The sequence below is a fragment of the Sphingobacteriales bacterium genome (genome assembly GCA_016700115.1).
Classification (GTDB): domain Bacteria; phylum Bacteroidota; class Bacteroidia; order Chitinophagales; family UBA2359; genus UBA2359.
In genome coordinates this window covers 3,617,300-3,633,186 of sequence record CP064999.1, presented here as the reverse complement: position 1 = coordinate 3,633,186, position 15,887 = coordinate 3,617,300, and the positions used below count along the sequence as shown (strand labels likewise).

9 protein-coding genes are annotated in these 15,887 nt (G+C 38.1%); 4 read left to right on the top strand and 5 right to left on the bottom strand.

The window, feature by feature from the left end:
• Positions 1–61 precede the first annotated feature (61 nt).
• Both IPM47_12995 and IPM47_12990 read right to left on the bottom strand, forming a co-directional pair.
• Complete coding sequence (locus tag IPM47_12995) at positions 62–2,266, bottom strand: right-handed parallel beta-helix repeat-containing protein (GenBank protein QQS27792.1); 2,205 nt, start codon at positions 2,264–2,266, stop codon at positions 62–64.
• A 149-nt stretch (positions 2,267–2,415) separates the two neighbouring features.
• Positions 2,416–2,835, bottom strand: coding sequence for an STAS domain-containing protein (locus IPM47_12990; protein ID QQS27791.1), 420 nt, complete (start codon positions 2,833–2,835; stop codon positions 2,416–2,418).
• 340 nt (positions 2,836–3,175) lie between these two features.
• Between IPM47_12990 and IPM47_12985 the strand changes: the two genes are divergently transcribed.
• Positions 3,176–5,698, top strand: a complete 2,523-nt coding sequence (locus IPM47_12985) for an ATP-dependent Clp protease ATP-binding subunit (protein QQS27790.1) — start codon at positions 3,176–3,178, stop codon at positions 5,696–5,698.
• Between the two features lie 102 nt (positions 5,699–5,800).
• Here the strand turns inward: IPM47_12985 and IPM47_12980 are convergent, their stop codons facing one another.
• On the bottom strand, positions 5,801–6,517 hold the full coding sequence (locus tag IPM47_12980) for an RDD family protein (GenBank protein ID QQS27789.1): 717 nt from the start codon (positions 6,515–6,517) through the stop codon (positions 5,801–5,803).
• A gap of 154 nt (positions 6,518–6,671) precedes the next feature.
• Between IPM47_12980 and IPM47_12975 the strand changes: the two genes are divergently transcribed.
• Positions 6,672–7,658, top strand: coding sequence for a stage II sporulation protein M (locus tag IPM47_12975; protein QQS27788.1), 987 nt, complete (start codon positions 6,672–6,674; stop codon positions 7,656–7,658).
• A gap of 16 nt (positions 7,659–7,674) precedes the next feature.
• On the opposite strand, the gene IPM47_12970 is transcribed toward IPM47_12975, so the two are convergent.
• Positions 7,675–9,720, bottom strand: coding sequence for a DUF1736 domain-containing protein (locus IPM47_12970; protein ID QQS27787.1), 2,046 nt, complete (start codon positions 9,718–9,720; stop codon positions 7,675–7,677).
• A 306-nt stretch (positions 9,721–10,026) separates the two neighbouring features.
• Here IPM47_12970 and IPM47_12965 point away from each other — a divergent pair, with 306 nt between their 5' ends.
• Both IPM47_12965 and IPM47_12960 read left to right on the top strand, forming a co-directional pair.
• Positions 10,027–14,118, top strand: coding sequence for a S8 family serine peptidase (locus IPM47_12965; GenBank protein ID QQS27786.1), 4,092 nt, complete (start codon positions 10,027–10,029; stop codon positions 14,116–14,118).
• Positions 14,119–14,249: 131 nt separating this feature from the next.
• Positions 14,250–15,134, top strand: a complete 885-nt coding sequence (locus IPM47_12960; GenBank protein ID QQS31469.1) for a PD40 domain-containing protein — start codon at positions 14,250–14,252, stop codon at positions 15,132–15,134.
• Between the two features lie 32 nt (positions 15,135–15,166).
• On the opposite strand, the gene IPM47_12955 is transcribed toward IPM47_12960, so the two are convergent.
• Positions 15,167–15,886, bottom strand: coding sequence for a VIT1/CCC1 transporter family protein (locus tag IPM47_12955; protein ID QQS27785.1), 720 nt, complete (start codon positions 15,884–15,886; stop codon positions 15,167–15,169).
• Position 15,887 lies beyond the last annotated feature (1 nt).

Sequence of the window (15,887 nt, the reverse complement as noted above, 5' to 3'; positions counted from 1 at the left end):
TGATTGCGGATTTGAAAATCACGGCCGCAAAGGTAGTTAAATGAAATCAATAACATTCAAACTAAGGAAGTGTTTGAATAATGTTTACTGTTCCGATTCCATTTTCATTCCATTGAACAGTAATAAAGGAATCTGTTAAAGTTCCTCCTTCCAGAATTGTGTAATTTCCTGTAATTGTCCAGAAATATGTACTACCTTCAATTGACGGGACGCTAAAGGTGATTGGGTTTCCCATACAAATTTCTGTTTCTGAAGCAGTAATGACCGGAGTAAAAGCCGTATAAAACGGATTGTCTATACTCCAAATCGGCCCTGACGGACTACCTCCCAAGTTTAAAAACCCGTCAGTTGGAATTCCCGAAGTGTTGTACGATTGCGCAATATCATTTGCCAACTCTCCGGATCCTTCGTCAAAATGACAAAGCAAAACTGTATTTACGTCACTAATAAAGGGTTGGGTGATTGGTGCAAAACCGGTGCTGTATCTGATTAAATTTGAAATTCGCAGTTCGTCAAAATATCCGTTAAACGAAGGATATTCCACGCCGGCATCGTGTTTTTCTGCTCCAACAACTAAAAATGGATCGCTTAAGGGAAAACCTGTGCTTCGATTGTCGCGGTAGCTGATATTTCCTGTTGGCCCGGTTCCCTGAGCATCCTGAACTCCGTCAACAAAAATCTTCATCAAACCGGAACTTGCGTTTCGGGTAACCGCAATATGATGCCAGAGATTATTGGCGATATTTGTTGTACCAGTTATGGTTCTTCCATTTCCCAATCTGTCAACACCAAAAGCTACTACTCTTTCGTTAGCACTGCCTCCAGTAGATTGTCCAATTGCAATTCCAAAATCACCGTAATCGCCCGAGCCGTAGATATCTCTGTCAATCACGATATTGCCTGTAATCCAGCCGTCTCCATTCATTTGGTCATAAACAAATCCAGTGTTATTTGAAGATAAACATTTCAGCCAGAAATCAATAGTCATATCGTCTCCGACATCTATGACTGTTTGTGGGTTTATCTGAAATTTGACACGGTCAATATCATCAGAGCCGTTGCCAAAAAACTGTAAACTATATTGAGGTAATGAACAAAGGTAGCCGGAATTATCTCCCTGATATTCATAAGCTCCGGCATCGGGCAAACCGTTGTTAATTCTCAAAATCTGATGTTGCTGATGTGTATATTCAAAAACGGGTTGTAATGAAATTCCATCAATTTCACCGGGTACAATTCCTGCGTTAATGGCCGGAGATGCTGATGACAGGTGATAATTATATACCGAAGAATTTTCAAAACCAGGGCTTGTGGTTGAAACATTTCCCTGATTGATATTGGCAGTACCATTCAATACAGTACCGTTACCGGCAAACAGATTGTTTATTAATTGTACCTGTGAAGCTCCGGACTGAACGTACAAAAAAGTCCCCGAAGCTTTATTGTTAACAATGGTATTATGAACCAAATAAAGTTCATTCACCGGATTGCTTAACCCTTCCGCTCCATAAGTGATGATTGTACTGTTGGGTGAAGTTTGTGCCTGCTGAACTATATTGCCAATCACAAATGAACGTCCTCCGTTGGGAAGGTCAATATTGTAGCTCGAAGCCCCATCAGCTTCATCTCCAATTCTGTTGTAATAAATATAATTATTGTGCGCCCTGCTTTTCAGGGTATGTCCGGTAATGCTATGATGTGAATAATTATACCTGAACGTCAGGCTGTTTAAATGATTGATATACACATTGTGAGAAAACCCGCCTGCCCCTTCCCCATGATATGCAAATTCAGAATATTCGATTAACACATTGCTCGAAGTATTACTTCCTGCAAGTATGCCCATTTGATTGTGATGGAAATAACAATGCCTGATTGTTAAATCTGTTCCTTCCAAACGAATCCCTGCTCCATTTTGGTCAGGAACAGCACAACCCGTAAATTCGATATTTTCTACTGTATTGTTATTGCCTTTTATCACCCAAATTGCTTTACTTTCTGCACTGTTGCCATTTGAGTTTAGAACTGCCATGCCGCCTTTGCCCTTAAAAACCAGATTATGTCGTGTCCAAACAGCGACATTGCTTTCGTACAATCCGGCATCTATTTCAATGGTATCGCCATGATTGACTAACGAAGCAACCTGGCTGGGCAAAGTATAGGTTCTTGTTGCCCCAACTTTCCAGATTGTTGCAAATACGGGTAGCTGGCAAGCCCAAAAAAAGCAGAAAACAAAATAAGGGAATTGAATAAAAACAGTTCTCATATCTCACCTCTTAAAGTTAATAATCAAAGCAGATCGAAATACAGATCGAAGCTACAATATTAACCCGATAAGATAAAGCACTGTTTCAAAAAACGAATTGCTGTGTTTTTATAATAAGCAGGAAAACAGTCAAAGAATAAATCGGCAGGTTATTCCTCATCAAAACTTTCGTCTAAAACAGATTCTTCATCTTCATTTTCTTCGCCCGAAAGTTCTCTCATCAACTCCTCCATCATAATATAGTCCACTGCTTCCTGAACAGAAGGTGTGATATTCAATACACTTGAGAGCTGAGAAATGGTAATCAGTTTTTGGACGTTTTCATTCAAACCGGTAATTACCAAAGTTCCTCCGGCAGCTTCGCAAAGTCTGTTTCCGACTAAGATAGTTCCTAATCCTGATGAGTCAACGAAAACAACTTTGCCAAGATCAATTACAATATTAGAAACGCCTCCCTCATTGAGCACTTTCAGTTCAGTTTTAAAATCAGCTGCATTTAGAGTGTGAAGTCTTTCTTCCAATACACTAACAATAGTATAGCTTTCTTTTTTATCGAGTGCGAATTTCATTTTATTAGTTTGTTTAATTGCGAATGAATAAGCGTATTAACCGCTGATAGTACCAAAATGGTTGTGTAAATATAAAATCGAACAAAAATAATGACAAAAATGTTAAAAGTGCCAAGAAAAAGTTTCGATATTGGAATAAAATACTACTTTGTCAAAAAAACAACTGCAAAGATTTTGTTCCATTTATTTTGACATACAAAGGATGACAAAATTGCAGATTATTTTTCATAAAACGACACAATAGCACAATTTCCTGCCGAAAGGTGTTTATTTATTGATAGGAAACATCGTTTAGTTTGGAAATATTTTTTAGGTCTGATTTTTGCCAACTAAATTTTATATGGAAGCAAAATTTTCACAAAAAGTTAAGGACGTAATATCGTTCAGTAAAGAAGAGGCAATGCGCTTCAACCATGGCGAAATAGGTTTGGAGCATTTAGTATTGGGTTTGTTGCGAGAAGGCGAAAGTCTCGCTATTCAGGTTCTTAAAGCACTGAATATTGATGTCATTTTGTTAAGGCGATCAATAGAAGACAATATTAAGAACCAGATTTCTCATCATCAGGCTGTGAATGCCAATAACATTCCACTGACCAAACAAACCGAAAAAGCTTTAAAAGTTACTGTTTTGGAAGCTAAAAGACTACAAAGCGAAATCATCGGTACCGAACATTTAATGTTATCAATTCTAAAAAATCCGGATAATATAGCGATTCAAATTTTAAATCAGTTTGAGGTTAGTTATGACAGTTTCAAGGAAAAATTAGATTTTCTTTTGAACAGACAAAACCTGCCCTCCAATGAATATCCTAACGATTCGGATGATGATTATGATGATGAAAAAAAGAGTGGGTTCAGCACTTCGCGCAAATCAAATATCAAATCAAAAACCCCAGTTTTAGATAATTTTGGTCGGGACATCACAAAATTAGCTGAAGAAGGCAAATTAGACCCTATCGTTGGAAGAGAAACTGAAATTGAAAGAGTTTCGCAGATATTAAGCAGACGCAAAAAAAACAACCCAATTTTGATAGGTGAGCCGGGTGTTGGTAAAACGGCAATTGTCGAAGGATTAGCTTTGCGAATTATTCAACGCAAAGTTTCAAGGGTATTGTTTGATAAAAGAATCGTGATGTTAGACCTTGCTGCTTTAGTAGCCGGCACCAAATACAGAGGTCAGTTTGAGGAAAGAATGAAAGCCATCATGAATGAATTGGAGAAAAACCGGGATGTTATTCTCTTTATAGATGAAATTCATACTATTGTTGGTGCCGGAGGTGCAACAGGTTCTTTGGATGCTTCCAATATTTTCAAACCGGCTTTGGCAAGGGGAGAATTACAAGCGATTGGTGCTTCAACATTGGATGAATATCGTCAGTATATTGAAAAAGACGGCGCATTAGACCGGCGTTTTCAAAAAGTTTTGATTGAGCCGCCAAGTGTTGAGGATTCTTTACTGATTCTCAATAACATCAAAGATAAGTATGAGGAGTATCACAATGTTGAATATTCTGACGAAGCTATCACTGCTTGTGTTTTGTTGAGTAACCGATATATAACAGACCGTTACTTGCCTGATAAAGCGATTGATGTTTTGGACGAGGTTGGCGCAAGAGTTCACCTGAAAAATATTCATGTTCCTCAAAACATTATTGAGTTAGAGCGTCAGATTGAAGAAATCAGGGAGGAGAAAAACCGGGTGGTTAAAAACCAACGATATGAAGATGCTGCCCGTTTGAGGGATAAAGAAAAACGCTATCAGGAAGAATTGGAACGCGCCAAACAGGAATGGGAAGAAGAAGCTAAAATTAAGAAATATCCGGTCAGTGAAGATGATATTGCTGAAGTAGTAGCCATGATGACAGGGATTCCGGTCAAACGAGTGGCCCAAAGCGAAAGCCATAAATTGCTTCACATGGACAAAGACATTAAAGAAGCTATCATCGGACAGGATGAAGCTGTGGGTAAAGTAGTAAAAGCTATCCAACGCAACAGAGCCGGTCTGAAAAGCCCCAAAAAACCAATCGGTTCTTTTATTTTCTTAGGTCCTACCGGTGTTGGGAAAACAGAACTTGCCAAGGCTTTAGCCCGCTATTTATTTGATGGAGAAGATGCCCTTATCAGAATAGACATGAGTGAATATATGGAAAAGTTTTCTGTATCTCGACTCATTGGAGCGCCTCCCGGTTATGTTGGATATGAAGAAGGCGGTCAATTGACTGAAAAAGTACGCCGCAAACCTTATAGCGTTGTGCTTTTTGATGAAATTGAAAAAGCGCATCCGGATGTTTACAATATTTTACTTCAGGTTTTGGACGATGGTCAACTTACAGATGGATTAGGTCGTAAAATAGACTTCAAAAATACTCTGATCATCATGACATCTAATATTGGCGTGCGAACTTTAAAGGATTTCGGTGCAGGTGTTGGATTTAGTACTTCTGCCAAAGAAGAAGAGGCGGATTCTTATGCTAAAAGTGTGATTCAAAAAGCACTGCGCAAAACCTTTTCACCTGAATTTTTAAACCGGATTGACGATGTGGTCATCTTTAACTCATTAAGCAAAGAGGAAATCTTCAGGATAATAGATATTGCACTGAATGATCTTCGCAAACGTTTGACTGCGTTGGGCTATAAATTAGAATTATCGCCTGCAGCCATCAGTTTCCTTGCCGATAAAGGATACGATCCTCAATTTGGCGCAAGGCCATTACACCGGGCTATTCAAAAATATTTAGAAGATCCTTTAGCTGAAGAGATGCTGGCGGCTAATTTGGTTTCAGGTGATACTTTGTTGGTTGATCTTGACGAAGACAATAAAATTATTGTAAAGAAAAAGCAAGCTGAAACCATTGAACATTAAAGTGATTTCATTTAGATAAAGTTAAAAAAGGCTGTCTGAAAAGGCAGCCTTTTTCATTTGATGCTTTGTTAAGTTTCTGCTTCCTCAATAAATCTATTTCAATCAATATCTTCCGTGTAAGAAGTTAAAGTCTTCCACAACTTTTGACACAAACTTATAAGGTTGCATACTGTGTTCAACATCCATCACCAGTGCAACTTTTTCTGCAAGGGTAGTGATGTGATTGGTATTGTTCAGTCTATTGGCTTCAGCAATAACTTCCCTGATAATAGAGATGTCTTTATCACTCAATTTTGCAACCTCCGGAAAGGTAATTTCATAGTTATCGGGAAGAAAGTTGAATAAAACCTCTTTAAGATTGGCTTTACTTTTCAGGTTAACCACGGTAGTTCCGGCTGCTAAATCTCCTAATCGCTGTCCTCCGGTTATAATGATACTGATAATTGCTACACCTCCAAAAGAAATTAAAACATCAATGGGATATAAAAGCCACCTGAGTAAATATCCGCCTATAGAAACCTGAGAACCATCCATATTGACCACTTTCAACCCTTTTGCATATTTGCCTACGCTTTGACCATTGAAAAAAACTTCAGCCAACAGATTGTATAAAAAAATTGGCAAATATGCGATGAGTATATAAAACCAATCGTCTAAATACCAAAGATTAGCTTCATCTACTACGATGATTAGTGCTATTAAATAGGCAATAACAACTAAAACATCAATGATTCCGGCGACATATCTGTCACCGAGACTTGCAATTTCATAATCTATTCCTACGTTTTGGGTGGTAACTACTTTTAACTGCTCTTCCATAAATAATGCTTAATCAAAAACAAACTTTTCATTGATATTAAACCTTAAAAATAGGCAGTTTATCGTATTATTTTATACATTCGCCTGTATTTTTAATTTTTCTTCAGTACTGAATACCGGTTTATTTAACTCACTTTATTAGACAATTTCTTTTATGCGAGAACCGGCTTTTGTCAAACAAAATGCTGAAAAGTGGAAACGTTTTGAGGAACTTTTAAATAAAAAAGCTCAAACAACACCTGATGAACTTGCGGGACTTTTCATACAAATAACCGATGATTTGTCTTATTCAAAAACTTTTTATCCGGATAGTCAGATAACCAAATACCTTAACGCTTTGGCAGCAAAAGCACATCAATCAATTTATGTGAATAAGCGCGAAGACAGAAGCCGGATTTTTAATTTCTGGAAATACGAGTTACCCTTTGTTTTTTACCGTTCAAGGTGGCATTTGTTCTATTCCTTTCTTATTTTTTCACTATCTGTTTTCATTGGCGTTATTTCGAGTGCAAATGATGATACCTTCATCCGTTTAATTTTGGGAGATTCCTATGTCAACATGACACTTGATAATATCAGCAGAGGGGACCCGATGGCAGTTTACAAAGAAAGCAAACAAACTGATATGTTTATGGGAATTACCTTTAACAATGTCAGGGTTTCATTTTTGGCTTTTGCAGCAGGTGTTTTCTTTTCCTTTGGAACAGCGTATATACTATTTTTTAATGGAGTTATGGTGGGAGCATTTCAATATATGTTTTATGAACAGGGGTTATTTATGACCTCATTTTTAACTATCTGGATTCATGGCACCCTGGAGATTTCGGCAATAGTTATAGCAGGTTGCGCCGGATTGGCAATGGGTAACAGTATTTTGTTTCCTCAAACCTTTAGTCGTTTGGAGTCATTCAGAAGAGGGGCTAAACAAGGGCTAAAAATTATTATAGGCTTAATACCTGTTTTTATTACTGCCGGTTTTTTGGAGAGTTTTGTAACCCGTGCAACTGATCTTCCTGATTTGGTTAAATCAGGAATTATATTAACTTCATTAGCTTTTATAATATGGTATTTTATTGTGTATCCGCATCATTTACAAAAAACAGGAATACCAAAAAACGTTTTTGAAAATCTACCGGATTAACATATCCTGTTCACGTTTATTTACCTCTAAGTCCCGGGTCTAAGGTAAATGCTTTTTCAAGGTAAATTTTGGCATTAACAGTATCCCCCAAGTTTTGATAACTGATCCCTATATTTAAATTCGTCTTGGCATTATTGGGTTCTTTTTTAAGAGCAGTCAATCCTGCTTCCAATGCTTTAGTATAATTGCCTTTCAGACCATAGGCAGTAGTAAGATCTTGAAGAGTTTCAACATTGCCCGGCTCAGTTTCCAGTGATTTTTCGAGATAATAAATTGCCCTGTCCAAATCGTTTTTCTTTTTTCCCCAAATTTTTCCTGCAATCGCGTATGGTTTACCGGAAGATGGATTTAAAGGAAGCCATTTCTGCTCTATAAAATTTAGCAGTTTATCTACACTCTTTGGGTCAGTTTCAGAATCGGACATCATTCCTATGTTTTGAACCACCTGAGTATGTTCCGTATTTTTCACCAATAAGGGATAATAGTCTTCCAGCATTTTATCGTAATTGGTATTCAACTCATAATGAGCATTACCTCTTAAAAGTAAAGCGTTGCCGTTTTCAGGATAAATTTTTAACGCTTGGTCTAAGTATTTGATTCCTTCTATCAGCATTTTATCACGATCAGGATTGTTTTTTGCTAAAACTGCCGCTTTTTCTACCAAAGTGCCTCCTGCAGATGTGTTGACTTTTGTGCTGTTTGGTGAGTTATGAACGTCTGTTAAAAACAGGGTTTCGTTACTATGCCAGGCAGGAAGTCTTACCCAGGTTCTTAAAGTATATGCCCCTAAAAGAATTCCGAAAGCAATAAGCAACAATTTTTCTTTGGGCATTGATTTTATATAGAACGGAAGTTTTTGTGTTAAAAACCAGGCTACAATCAAACAAAATCCAATTGAGGGGATGTACATAAACCGGTCGTTCATAAAAGTTCCGATTGGAAAGACGAGGTTGGAAACAATTGAAAAACTCAAAAGATAGACCCAAATGCCATAAGCAGGCAGTTGTTTTTTAAATGTTCCCCACAAAGCAACAGCACCTAAAATCAGGTAAAGCACCAAAGAACCAATGGCACGGGGATCACTCCAACTGATTATAGGGATTTGTTTGGGGTAGTAGTCATGGGTTAAAGTTAAAGGGAAAAAGAGCAGTTTTATGTATAGCCCCATTGTGTAAAAAATGGTCGCGAATTTATCGGATACTGAAGAACCTAAAAATGGATCGTTCAGGAGTTCATCAATGACGACTTTGCTGCTGCCGATGAAATATCCGACTACCATTTGGCGGATAGCTAAAAACAAGAAAGTTGCCGCAAACAGAGGAGCTGCAACCTGAAGATGCTGCTTAAGGGTAGATTTTGTGAAAAAGAAAAGAGTCAAGGGTATAATAGCAAGAAAAGTAATTGCACTTTCTTTTGACATGAGCGCTAAAAAAAAGGTCAGAAAAATAGCTGCTATATGTTTCCAACCTGTGTTACCGTCAATAAATTTAAGTACAAAGTAGAGTGTGAGCAAAACACCGATAGATTCCAAAATTTCAATGCGGCCTTTTATATTGGCAACCACCTCAACATGCAATGGATGTGCCATATAGAGGGCGGTCGCTATAAAAGGAAGAGTCAAATACCATGTCTCAATATCTTTTGGAGAGAACAACCGAAAAAGAACCCTGTATAACAGCACACCAACGAAACAATAAAGCAATATGTTAATAAAATGACTGATGCCGGGTTTTTCTCCCCAAATACCTGTTTCAATGGCATAAGTGATGATACCTAACGGGCGATATCTGCCACCTTCGAGCAAGTCTTTTTTTTGACCCCAAAAACCAACAAGGCTTTCCTGAGAAAGTATTTCAGGGATGCCTGCAAATCCTTTTTTAGTAAATTGGTTATCGGTGATATATAATTTATCGTCCAACGCATAATCAAACGATGCTGAATAGATGTACAACAAAAACCCAATTCCGAACAAAGCGAATAAGGGTTTTGAATAAGATTGCCAAAATCTGGGGAGTTGTTTCTTTTGGGGTTTTGGAGGAACCTGAACTTTTGAGGTTTTCATATATGCAAATGGGATAACTATTAATGAAGTAGTTGTTGGTTGGTCATTTCTTAAAAATGCGGCCAAGTTAAGAGAAATTCAGTCAATAACAAGTGTTGTCTAACATATAGCTTTTTGTCTGTTTGCCAGATTGTTTAATGAATTTCAAATAATCATAACTCTTCTTTCTTAATACCGGTTTGCTTGTCATTTTTCAGTAAAACATGATGTTAAAGACCGTCAAGTTCGGGAATTTTTATCTAAAAAAGTCAGGATTCCTTATATTTATGCGGTTAAAATCATTCACTCAAGCTATCCAATCAGTTCATGGAAACAACAGATACCAATAAGTGTATTTTATTTGCTTTTCTCCTTGTTTTTTCTTTTTCCTTCAACACATCGTTATATTCCCAAACAGTTTACCCGGAATTTTGGGATGGTAAGATTTTTTTCAAGATATCGGAAAAATCTGACCTGCATCTTCCTGATTTTGAAGGCGGCGTTTCTGACATTACCCAGTATCCAAAACTTTCCCGGCTTATCAATGAGTATAAGATTCAAAGAATTTTTCGACCATTTGTAAAGCTCAAAACACCGGTTTTCGACCAAACGTATCAGATTGAGTTTGTACAAGCAAATAATATTGAAACCTTGATAAGGGAGCTAAAAAAGTTTGATTGGATAGAATATGCCGAAAAAGTCCCTTTGGAACGAACAGGGTTAATACCAAATGACCCCTATATCACAAATAATACACAATGGCATATCACTAAAGTACAGTGTTATGAGGCCTGGGATTTGTCAACAGGTTCAGCTAATGTAGTGGTTGCAGTTGTTGACGATGCCGTTAAGTTAACCCATGAAGATCTTGCAGCGAATATTTGGATCAATACCGATGAAATTGCCGGAAATGGTATTGATGATGACGGAAACGGGTATATAGACGACGTTTATGGTTGGGATGCGGCTAACAACGACAATAACCCAAACCCTCCTTCCGATGCTACTAATAATTATTTTTCACATGGCACCCATTGCAGCGGAATTGCAGGAGCTGTAACAAATAACGGCACAGGTGGAGGGGCAATCTCTCATAATGTGAAAGTGATGGCTTGTAAAGGTGCTCGAGACAGCGACGCATCACTAACGGGAATTTGGGGTGCTTTTTCCTATGCCATGAACAATTATCCCGATGTTATCAGTTGTTCATGGGGAGGAAGCGGTTATTCACAGACTTATCAGAATTTAGTCAACGAGGCAAGAAATAACAGAGGGATAGTTGTGATTGCAGCAGCAGGAAACGATGATACCAACTCTTTGTTTTACCCTGCAGGATATAATAATGTAATCAGCGTAGCTTCGAGTGCTCAGAGTGATGCCAAATCAAGTTTTTCCAATTACGGTTCATGGATTGATATTACAGCTCCCGGATCTCAAATCAGAAGCACCGTTGCCGGTTCAAACTCGAGTTATCAATATTATAGCGGAACTTCCATGGCATGTCCAAATGTGGCAAGTTTAGTTGGTTTGATGCTTTCTTATAATCCGTCATTATCCCCGGCTGACGTTGAAAGTTGTCTTTATGCCGGCGCAGACAATATCAATGCACAAAATCCAAACTATATCGGATTGTTGGGTGCTGGCAGAATCAATGCTTTTAACTCCTTGCAATGTGTCAGCCCAACCGGTTGCCTTATTCCGAGTGGTTTGAATGCAACGAATATAACAAGTTCTTCGGCAACTATAGGTTGGAATATGATGCCTAATAGTGTGAGTTATACTATTCGCTACCGGATAGTTGGTACAGCAAACTGGATAACGGTGAATAACTACACAGCTATCAGTCTTAATTTGAGCGGACTTTCTCCTTGTTCTCAATATGAATATCAGATACGTTCAAACTGCGAATCAGACCAAAGCAATTTCTCAAATGTCCGAACCTTCAATACTCCGCCAAACGGGTTGTTAAATTACTGTACTGCTAAAGGAAATAATGTTAATTATGAATGGATATCACAAGTAACTCTAAACACTATCAGCAACAGCAGCGGAGCTAATGCAGGATATGGTGATTTTAGATGTATCAGTACAGCTTTGACACAGGGCAATTCATACACGGCAACATTAGTACCCGGTTTTGCCGGAACAATTTATACTGAATATTGGAGGATATGGATAGATTTAAATCAAAATGGTCAGTTTGACGATCCGACTGAGCGGGTATATAGTTCTACTTCAGCTACTACAAATACTGTTAATGCAACTATAAATATTCCGCTTACAGCTTTAACAGGACCTACCACCATGCGGGTAGTCATGAAATGGGTAGCAAGTTCAGATACTGCTTTACCGGGTGCTTGCGGCAATTTTGCTTATGGGGAAGTAGAGGATTATGCGGTGAATATTACCTCCAGTACTCCTCAACCATCCTGCGACATTGCTACCGGTCTTGGCATTACCGGGTTAACCAATAATCAGGCAGTATTGTATTGGAGTGCGGTAACCGGCGCAGGCAATTACAATCTCAGATGGCGTGAAACCGGTACAAGTACCTGGCAAAATTTAACCCTAAATACAACAACTTATTCTTTGTCCGGGCTTACAGGCTGTACTCAATATGAGTTTCAGGTTCAAACCACTTGTACCAATGGAATTAGCAGCAACTACAGCAATTCTTTTAGTTTTACTACAGCGGGATGTACGGTACCTTGTAATATCCCGGGTTCGGTCTTTACCACTTCAGTTACCCAATCTTCTGCCATCCTGAACTGGAGTGCTGTCAGTGGTGCAATTAGTTATAATGTTCAATACCGTTATGTCAGCAGCCCTATATGGCAAACAGAAACAACAACGGCAACAAATTTCAGCATAACCGGATTAACTCCCTGTTTGCCTTATGAATGGCAGGTTCAGGCAGTTTGCAATGAAAATTCTCAGAGTGCTTTTTCTGCAATACAAAATTTTACTACTCCTTGCAGCAATAGTTGTGATCCGCCTACCGGAATTCAGGCTGTCAATATAACAACTTCAAGTGCAAAAATAGTCTGGAATGCCGCTGCATTTGCCACCGCTTATGAGGTCAGATTAAGGGTTGTAGGAACAACAACATGGTTAACTGCAACGATTTATGATTTGGATGCAGACCTTACCGGTGCTTCAGCATGTACGCAATATCAATTTCAAATCCGCACGCTTTGTGTAGGCGGGTTGACTTCTGCTTGGTCAAATTCTTTGTATTTAACTATTTCAGGATGCAGCGGTTATTGTCAGGTAGCCGGACAAACAACTGCAAATGAATGGATTCAAACAGTTCAAATCGGAACCATAAACAACAATTCGGGAAACAATAACGGATATGGCAATTTTACCTCTCAAATTTTTGAGGCTTATCAGGACAGTTTGTTTAATTTTATATTGACCCCGGGGTTTGGACAACAAATCAACGCGCAATATTGGCGAATTTGGATTGACTGGAACAAAGATTTTGATTTCGAAGATGCCGGAGAACTGGTTTATGATTCCGGCACAACTTTTACCACTCCTGTTCCGGATAATTTATACGTTCCTCAAGATGCTCAGTTGGGAAGTACCCGTATGAGAATAGCTATGAAAAGAGTTAGCGCCAGTTTGCCGACTTTGCCATTTTCCTGTTTGTCCTATACTTATGGGGAGTTTGAAGATTACACCATCAACGTATATGAAAAAATTACACCTCCTCCCCCACCCCCTCCTCCTGCTCCTGCAATTGTTGTAAAACTACGGGTTTTGTTAGAAGGATGTTATGACCCAGTTGAGGATGAAATGACCAATATTTTAAAACAAGTGGTTATTTTGGCCAACTCTCAACCCTTTTTCCGCGAACCCTGGAATTACAATGGCGAAGAAGCGGTGATAAATCAGGGTTTTATCCCTTTAAATACAACAGACTGGGTTTTGGTAGAGGCTTATGATCCTATCAATCTTGTAACGCCGATTGCTCAAAAAGCTGCATTTTTGAGAACAGACGGTAGGATATATGACTATGACGGAATAACTGAAGGTGTGCGGTTTACGGAAATTGAAGAAAACGGCTCTTATTTCTTTGCTGTTAAACCTCGTTCTCATCTCGGTGTGTTTACATCTGTTCCTTTGGTTGTACCTAATGCCGATTGGTATGATTTTACGATTTCAGCAAGTCAGGCTTTAGGAGATAACCAACAAAAACAACTGCCAAACGGTTTGTTTGTGCTTTATGGCGGGGATTTAGATCATAATGGGATCATAAATTATGCCGATTATGACCTTTACTTTACCGACTACCCCATGTTTGGAGAATATATTAATACCGATATTAACAAAGATACTCGAGTGGATATTGAAGATTTTCAAATCTTACAACCTAATTTGCGCATAATCGGCATCAATAATATTCGTTATTAAAAAAACTAGCTTGACAAAGCTTTTATTATAATGCCTCTGCTTCAGTTTTTTAAACCATAATAATGCGCTTATTTTTTACCGCTCTGATTATCTTAAAGGTTAATTGTTTGTTTCCATTTGCAGTTCAAAATATGGCTGCACAGGATGCAAATGATGAAGTAAAGTTGTTTAGTGCTCAGATAAACCGATTTTTAAATGTCCGGGATTTAACCATTTCTCAAAATGGCCGGGAAGTTTATTTTACTATCCAAAGCCCCAATCAGGAAATTTCACAAATAGCTTGTATGAAAATGGGCATAAAGGATTGGGAAGAGCCCACTCTTATGCCGTTTTGTGACGAATATAAATATTTGGAACCATTTTTAACAACTGATGCAAAGCGGTTATATTTTGTTTCAGACAGACCATTGATTCATTCTTCAAATGAAAGAAAAGATTTTGATATATGGTATGTAGAAAGAGCTAATGAAGAGGATGAGTGGTCAGGTCCCTTTAATTTAGGAAGCCCTGTTAACTCGGATTTAAATGAATTTTTCCCTTCGTTATCAGAAAATAACAATTTGTATATAACCATTGAATCCCCTTCTGGTTATGGGAAAGACGATGTTTATTATTGTTCTTGGGATGGAAAAAAATATTCTGCACCTGTTTTGCTGGATGAAAATATCAACAGCAATGGATATGAATTTAATGCTTTTATTTCAAGGGATGAGTCTTTTCTGATTTTCACAAAATATCAAACTCCGGATGGTTTTGGAAGTGGCGATTTGTATATTTCAAAAAAGGGAAATGATGGAAAATGGCAGCCGGCAATGAATTTAGGGATTCCTGTAAACACAAAATATATGGAGTATTGCCCTTTTTATGACGAATCGTCAGAAACCCTGTATTTTACCAGTAAACGCAACTCTATTCAATCCAGAAAATTCAGCGATATTTCTGATTTTGAACAGCACATAAACGAAGGGGAAAATGGTTTAAGTAAAATTTATCAAATTAAATGGAAGATGAAATAAATCTCATTTTGATAAATCTGTAAAAATCGGTTTCAAAAAATTTTTTCTAACCAACTGCCAACAAAGTAAGCAAGTGTAGCTGCGGAACTGCCTAAAAAAACGGTTTCAACCACGCCTTTCCAAGCAGGAGTTTGAGTAACATAGGTTTTAAGGTAGCCAATTAGAGCAAAAGCCAGGGTGGTGAGTAAACAGGCTAAGGCAAACAATTGCTGATGTTCGAGGTTTAGCCAACTTTTGAAAAGGTATGACAATAAAGGGATCAGACCGATGCTGAAGAAGGACAAAAAAGTAACCAAAGCCATATTAAAGGGAGGTTTTGCATCCTTGATCATTTCCAGTTCATCTTTCATCATAGTGTCCACCCAACGTTTTTTGTCAGAGGTAATGACATTGACAATATCTTCGAGCAATTGCCCTTCAAACCCTTTTTTCCTGTAAATTTCTCTAACCTCTTCCTTTTCAGTATCCGGCATTTCTTCAATTTCTGTTTCTTCAATTTTGCGATGTTTTTCGTAATTATCGGCTTCTGATTTTTTGGATAAAAAACTTCCGACCGACATAGAAAAACCATCTGCAATGAGGTTGGCAAACCCGAGAATAATAATGACAGAAATATCGAGATTAGCCCCAACGGAACCTGCTACAACGGCGAATGTGGTGACAGACCCATCAATACCCCCATAAACAAACTCGCCTATATAATTCTGAAACCTGAAGCTGTCATGATTATTATTGCTGTGAAGTTCGTTCATC

Coding starts and splice junctions, on each gene's coding strand:
- IPM47_12995 (QQS27792.1), bottom strand. CDS start 2,266: ATGAGAACTGTTTTTATTCAATTCCCTTATTTTGTTTTCTGCTTTTTT.
- IPM47_12990 (QQS27791.1), bottom strand. CDS start 2,835: ATGAAATTCGCACTCGATAAAAAAGAAAGCTATACTATTGTTAGTGTA.
- IPM47_12985 (QQS27790.1), top strand. CDS start 3,176: ATGGAAGCAAAATTTTCACAAAAAGTTAAGGACGTAATATCGTTCAGT.
- IPM47_12980 (QQS27789.1), bottom strand. CDS start 6,517: ATGGAAGAGCAGTTAAAAGTAGTTACCACCCAAAACGTAGGAATAGAT.
- IPM47_12975 (QQS27788.1), top strand. CDS start 6,672: ATGCGAGAACCGGCTTTTGTCAAACAAAATGCTGAAAAGTGGAAACGT.
- IPM47_12970 (QQS27787.1), bottom strand. CDS start 9,720: ATGAAAACCTCAAAAGTTCAGGTTCCTCCAAAACCCCAAAAGAAACAA.
- IPM47_12965 (QQS27786.1), top strand. CDS start 10,027: ATGGAAACAACAGATACCAATAAGTGTATTTTATTTGCTTTTCTCCTT.
- IPM47_12960 (QQS31469.1), top strand. CDS start 14,250: ATGGCTGCACAGGATGCAAATGATGAAGTAAAGTTGTTTAGTGCTCAG.
- IPM47_12955 (QQS27785.1), bottom strand. CDS start 15,886: ATGAACGAACTTCACAGCAATAATAATCATGACAGCTTCAGGTTTCAG.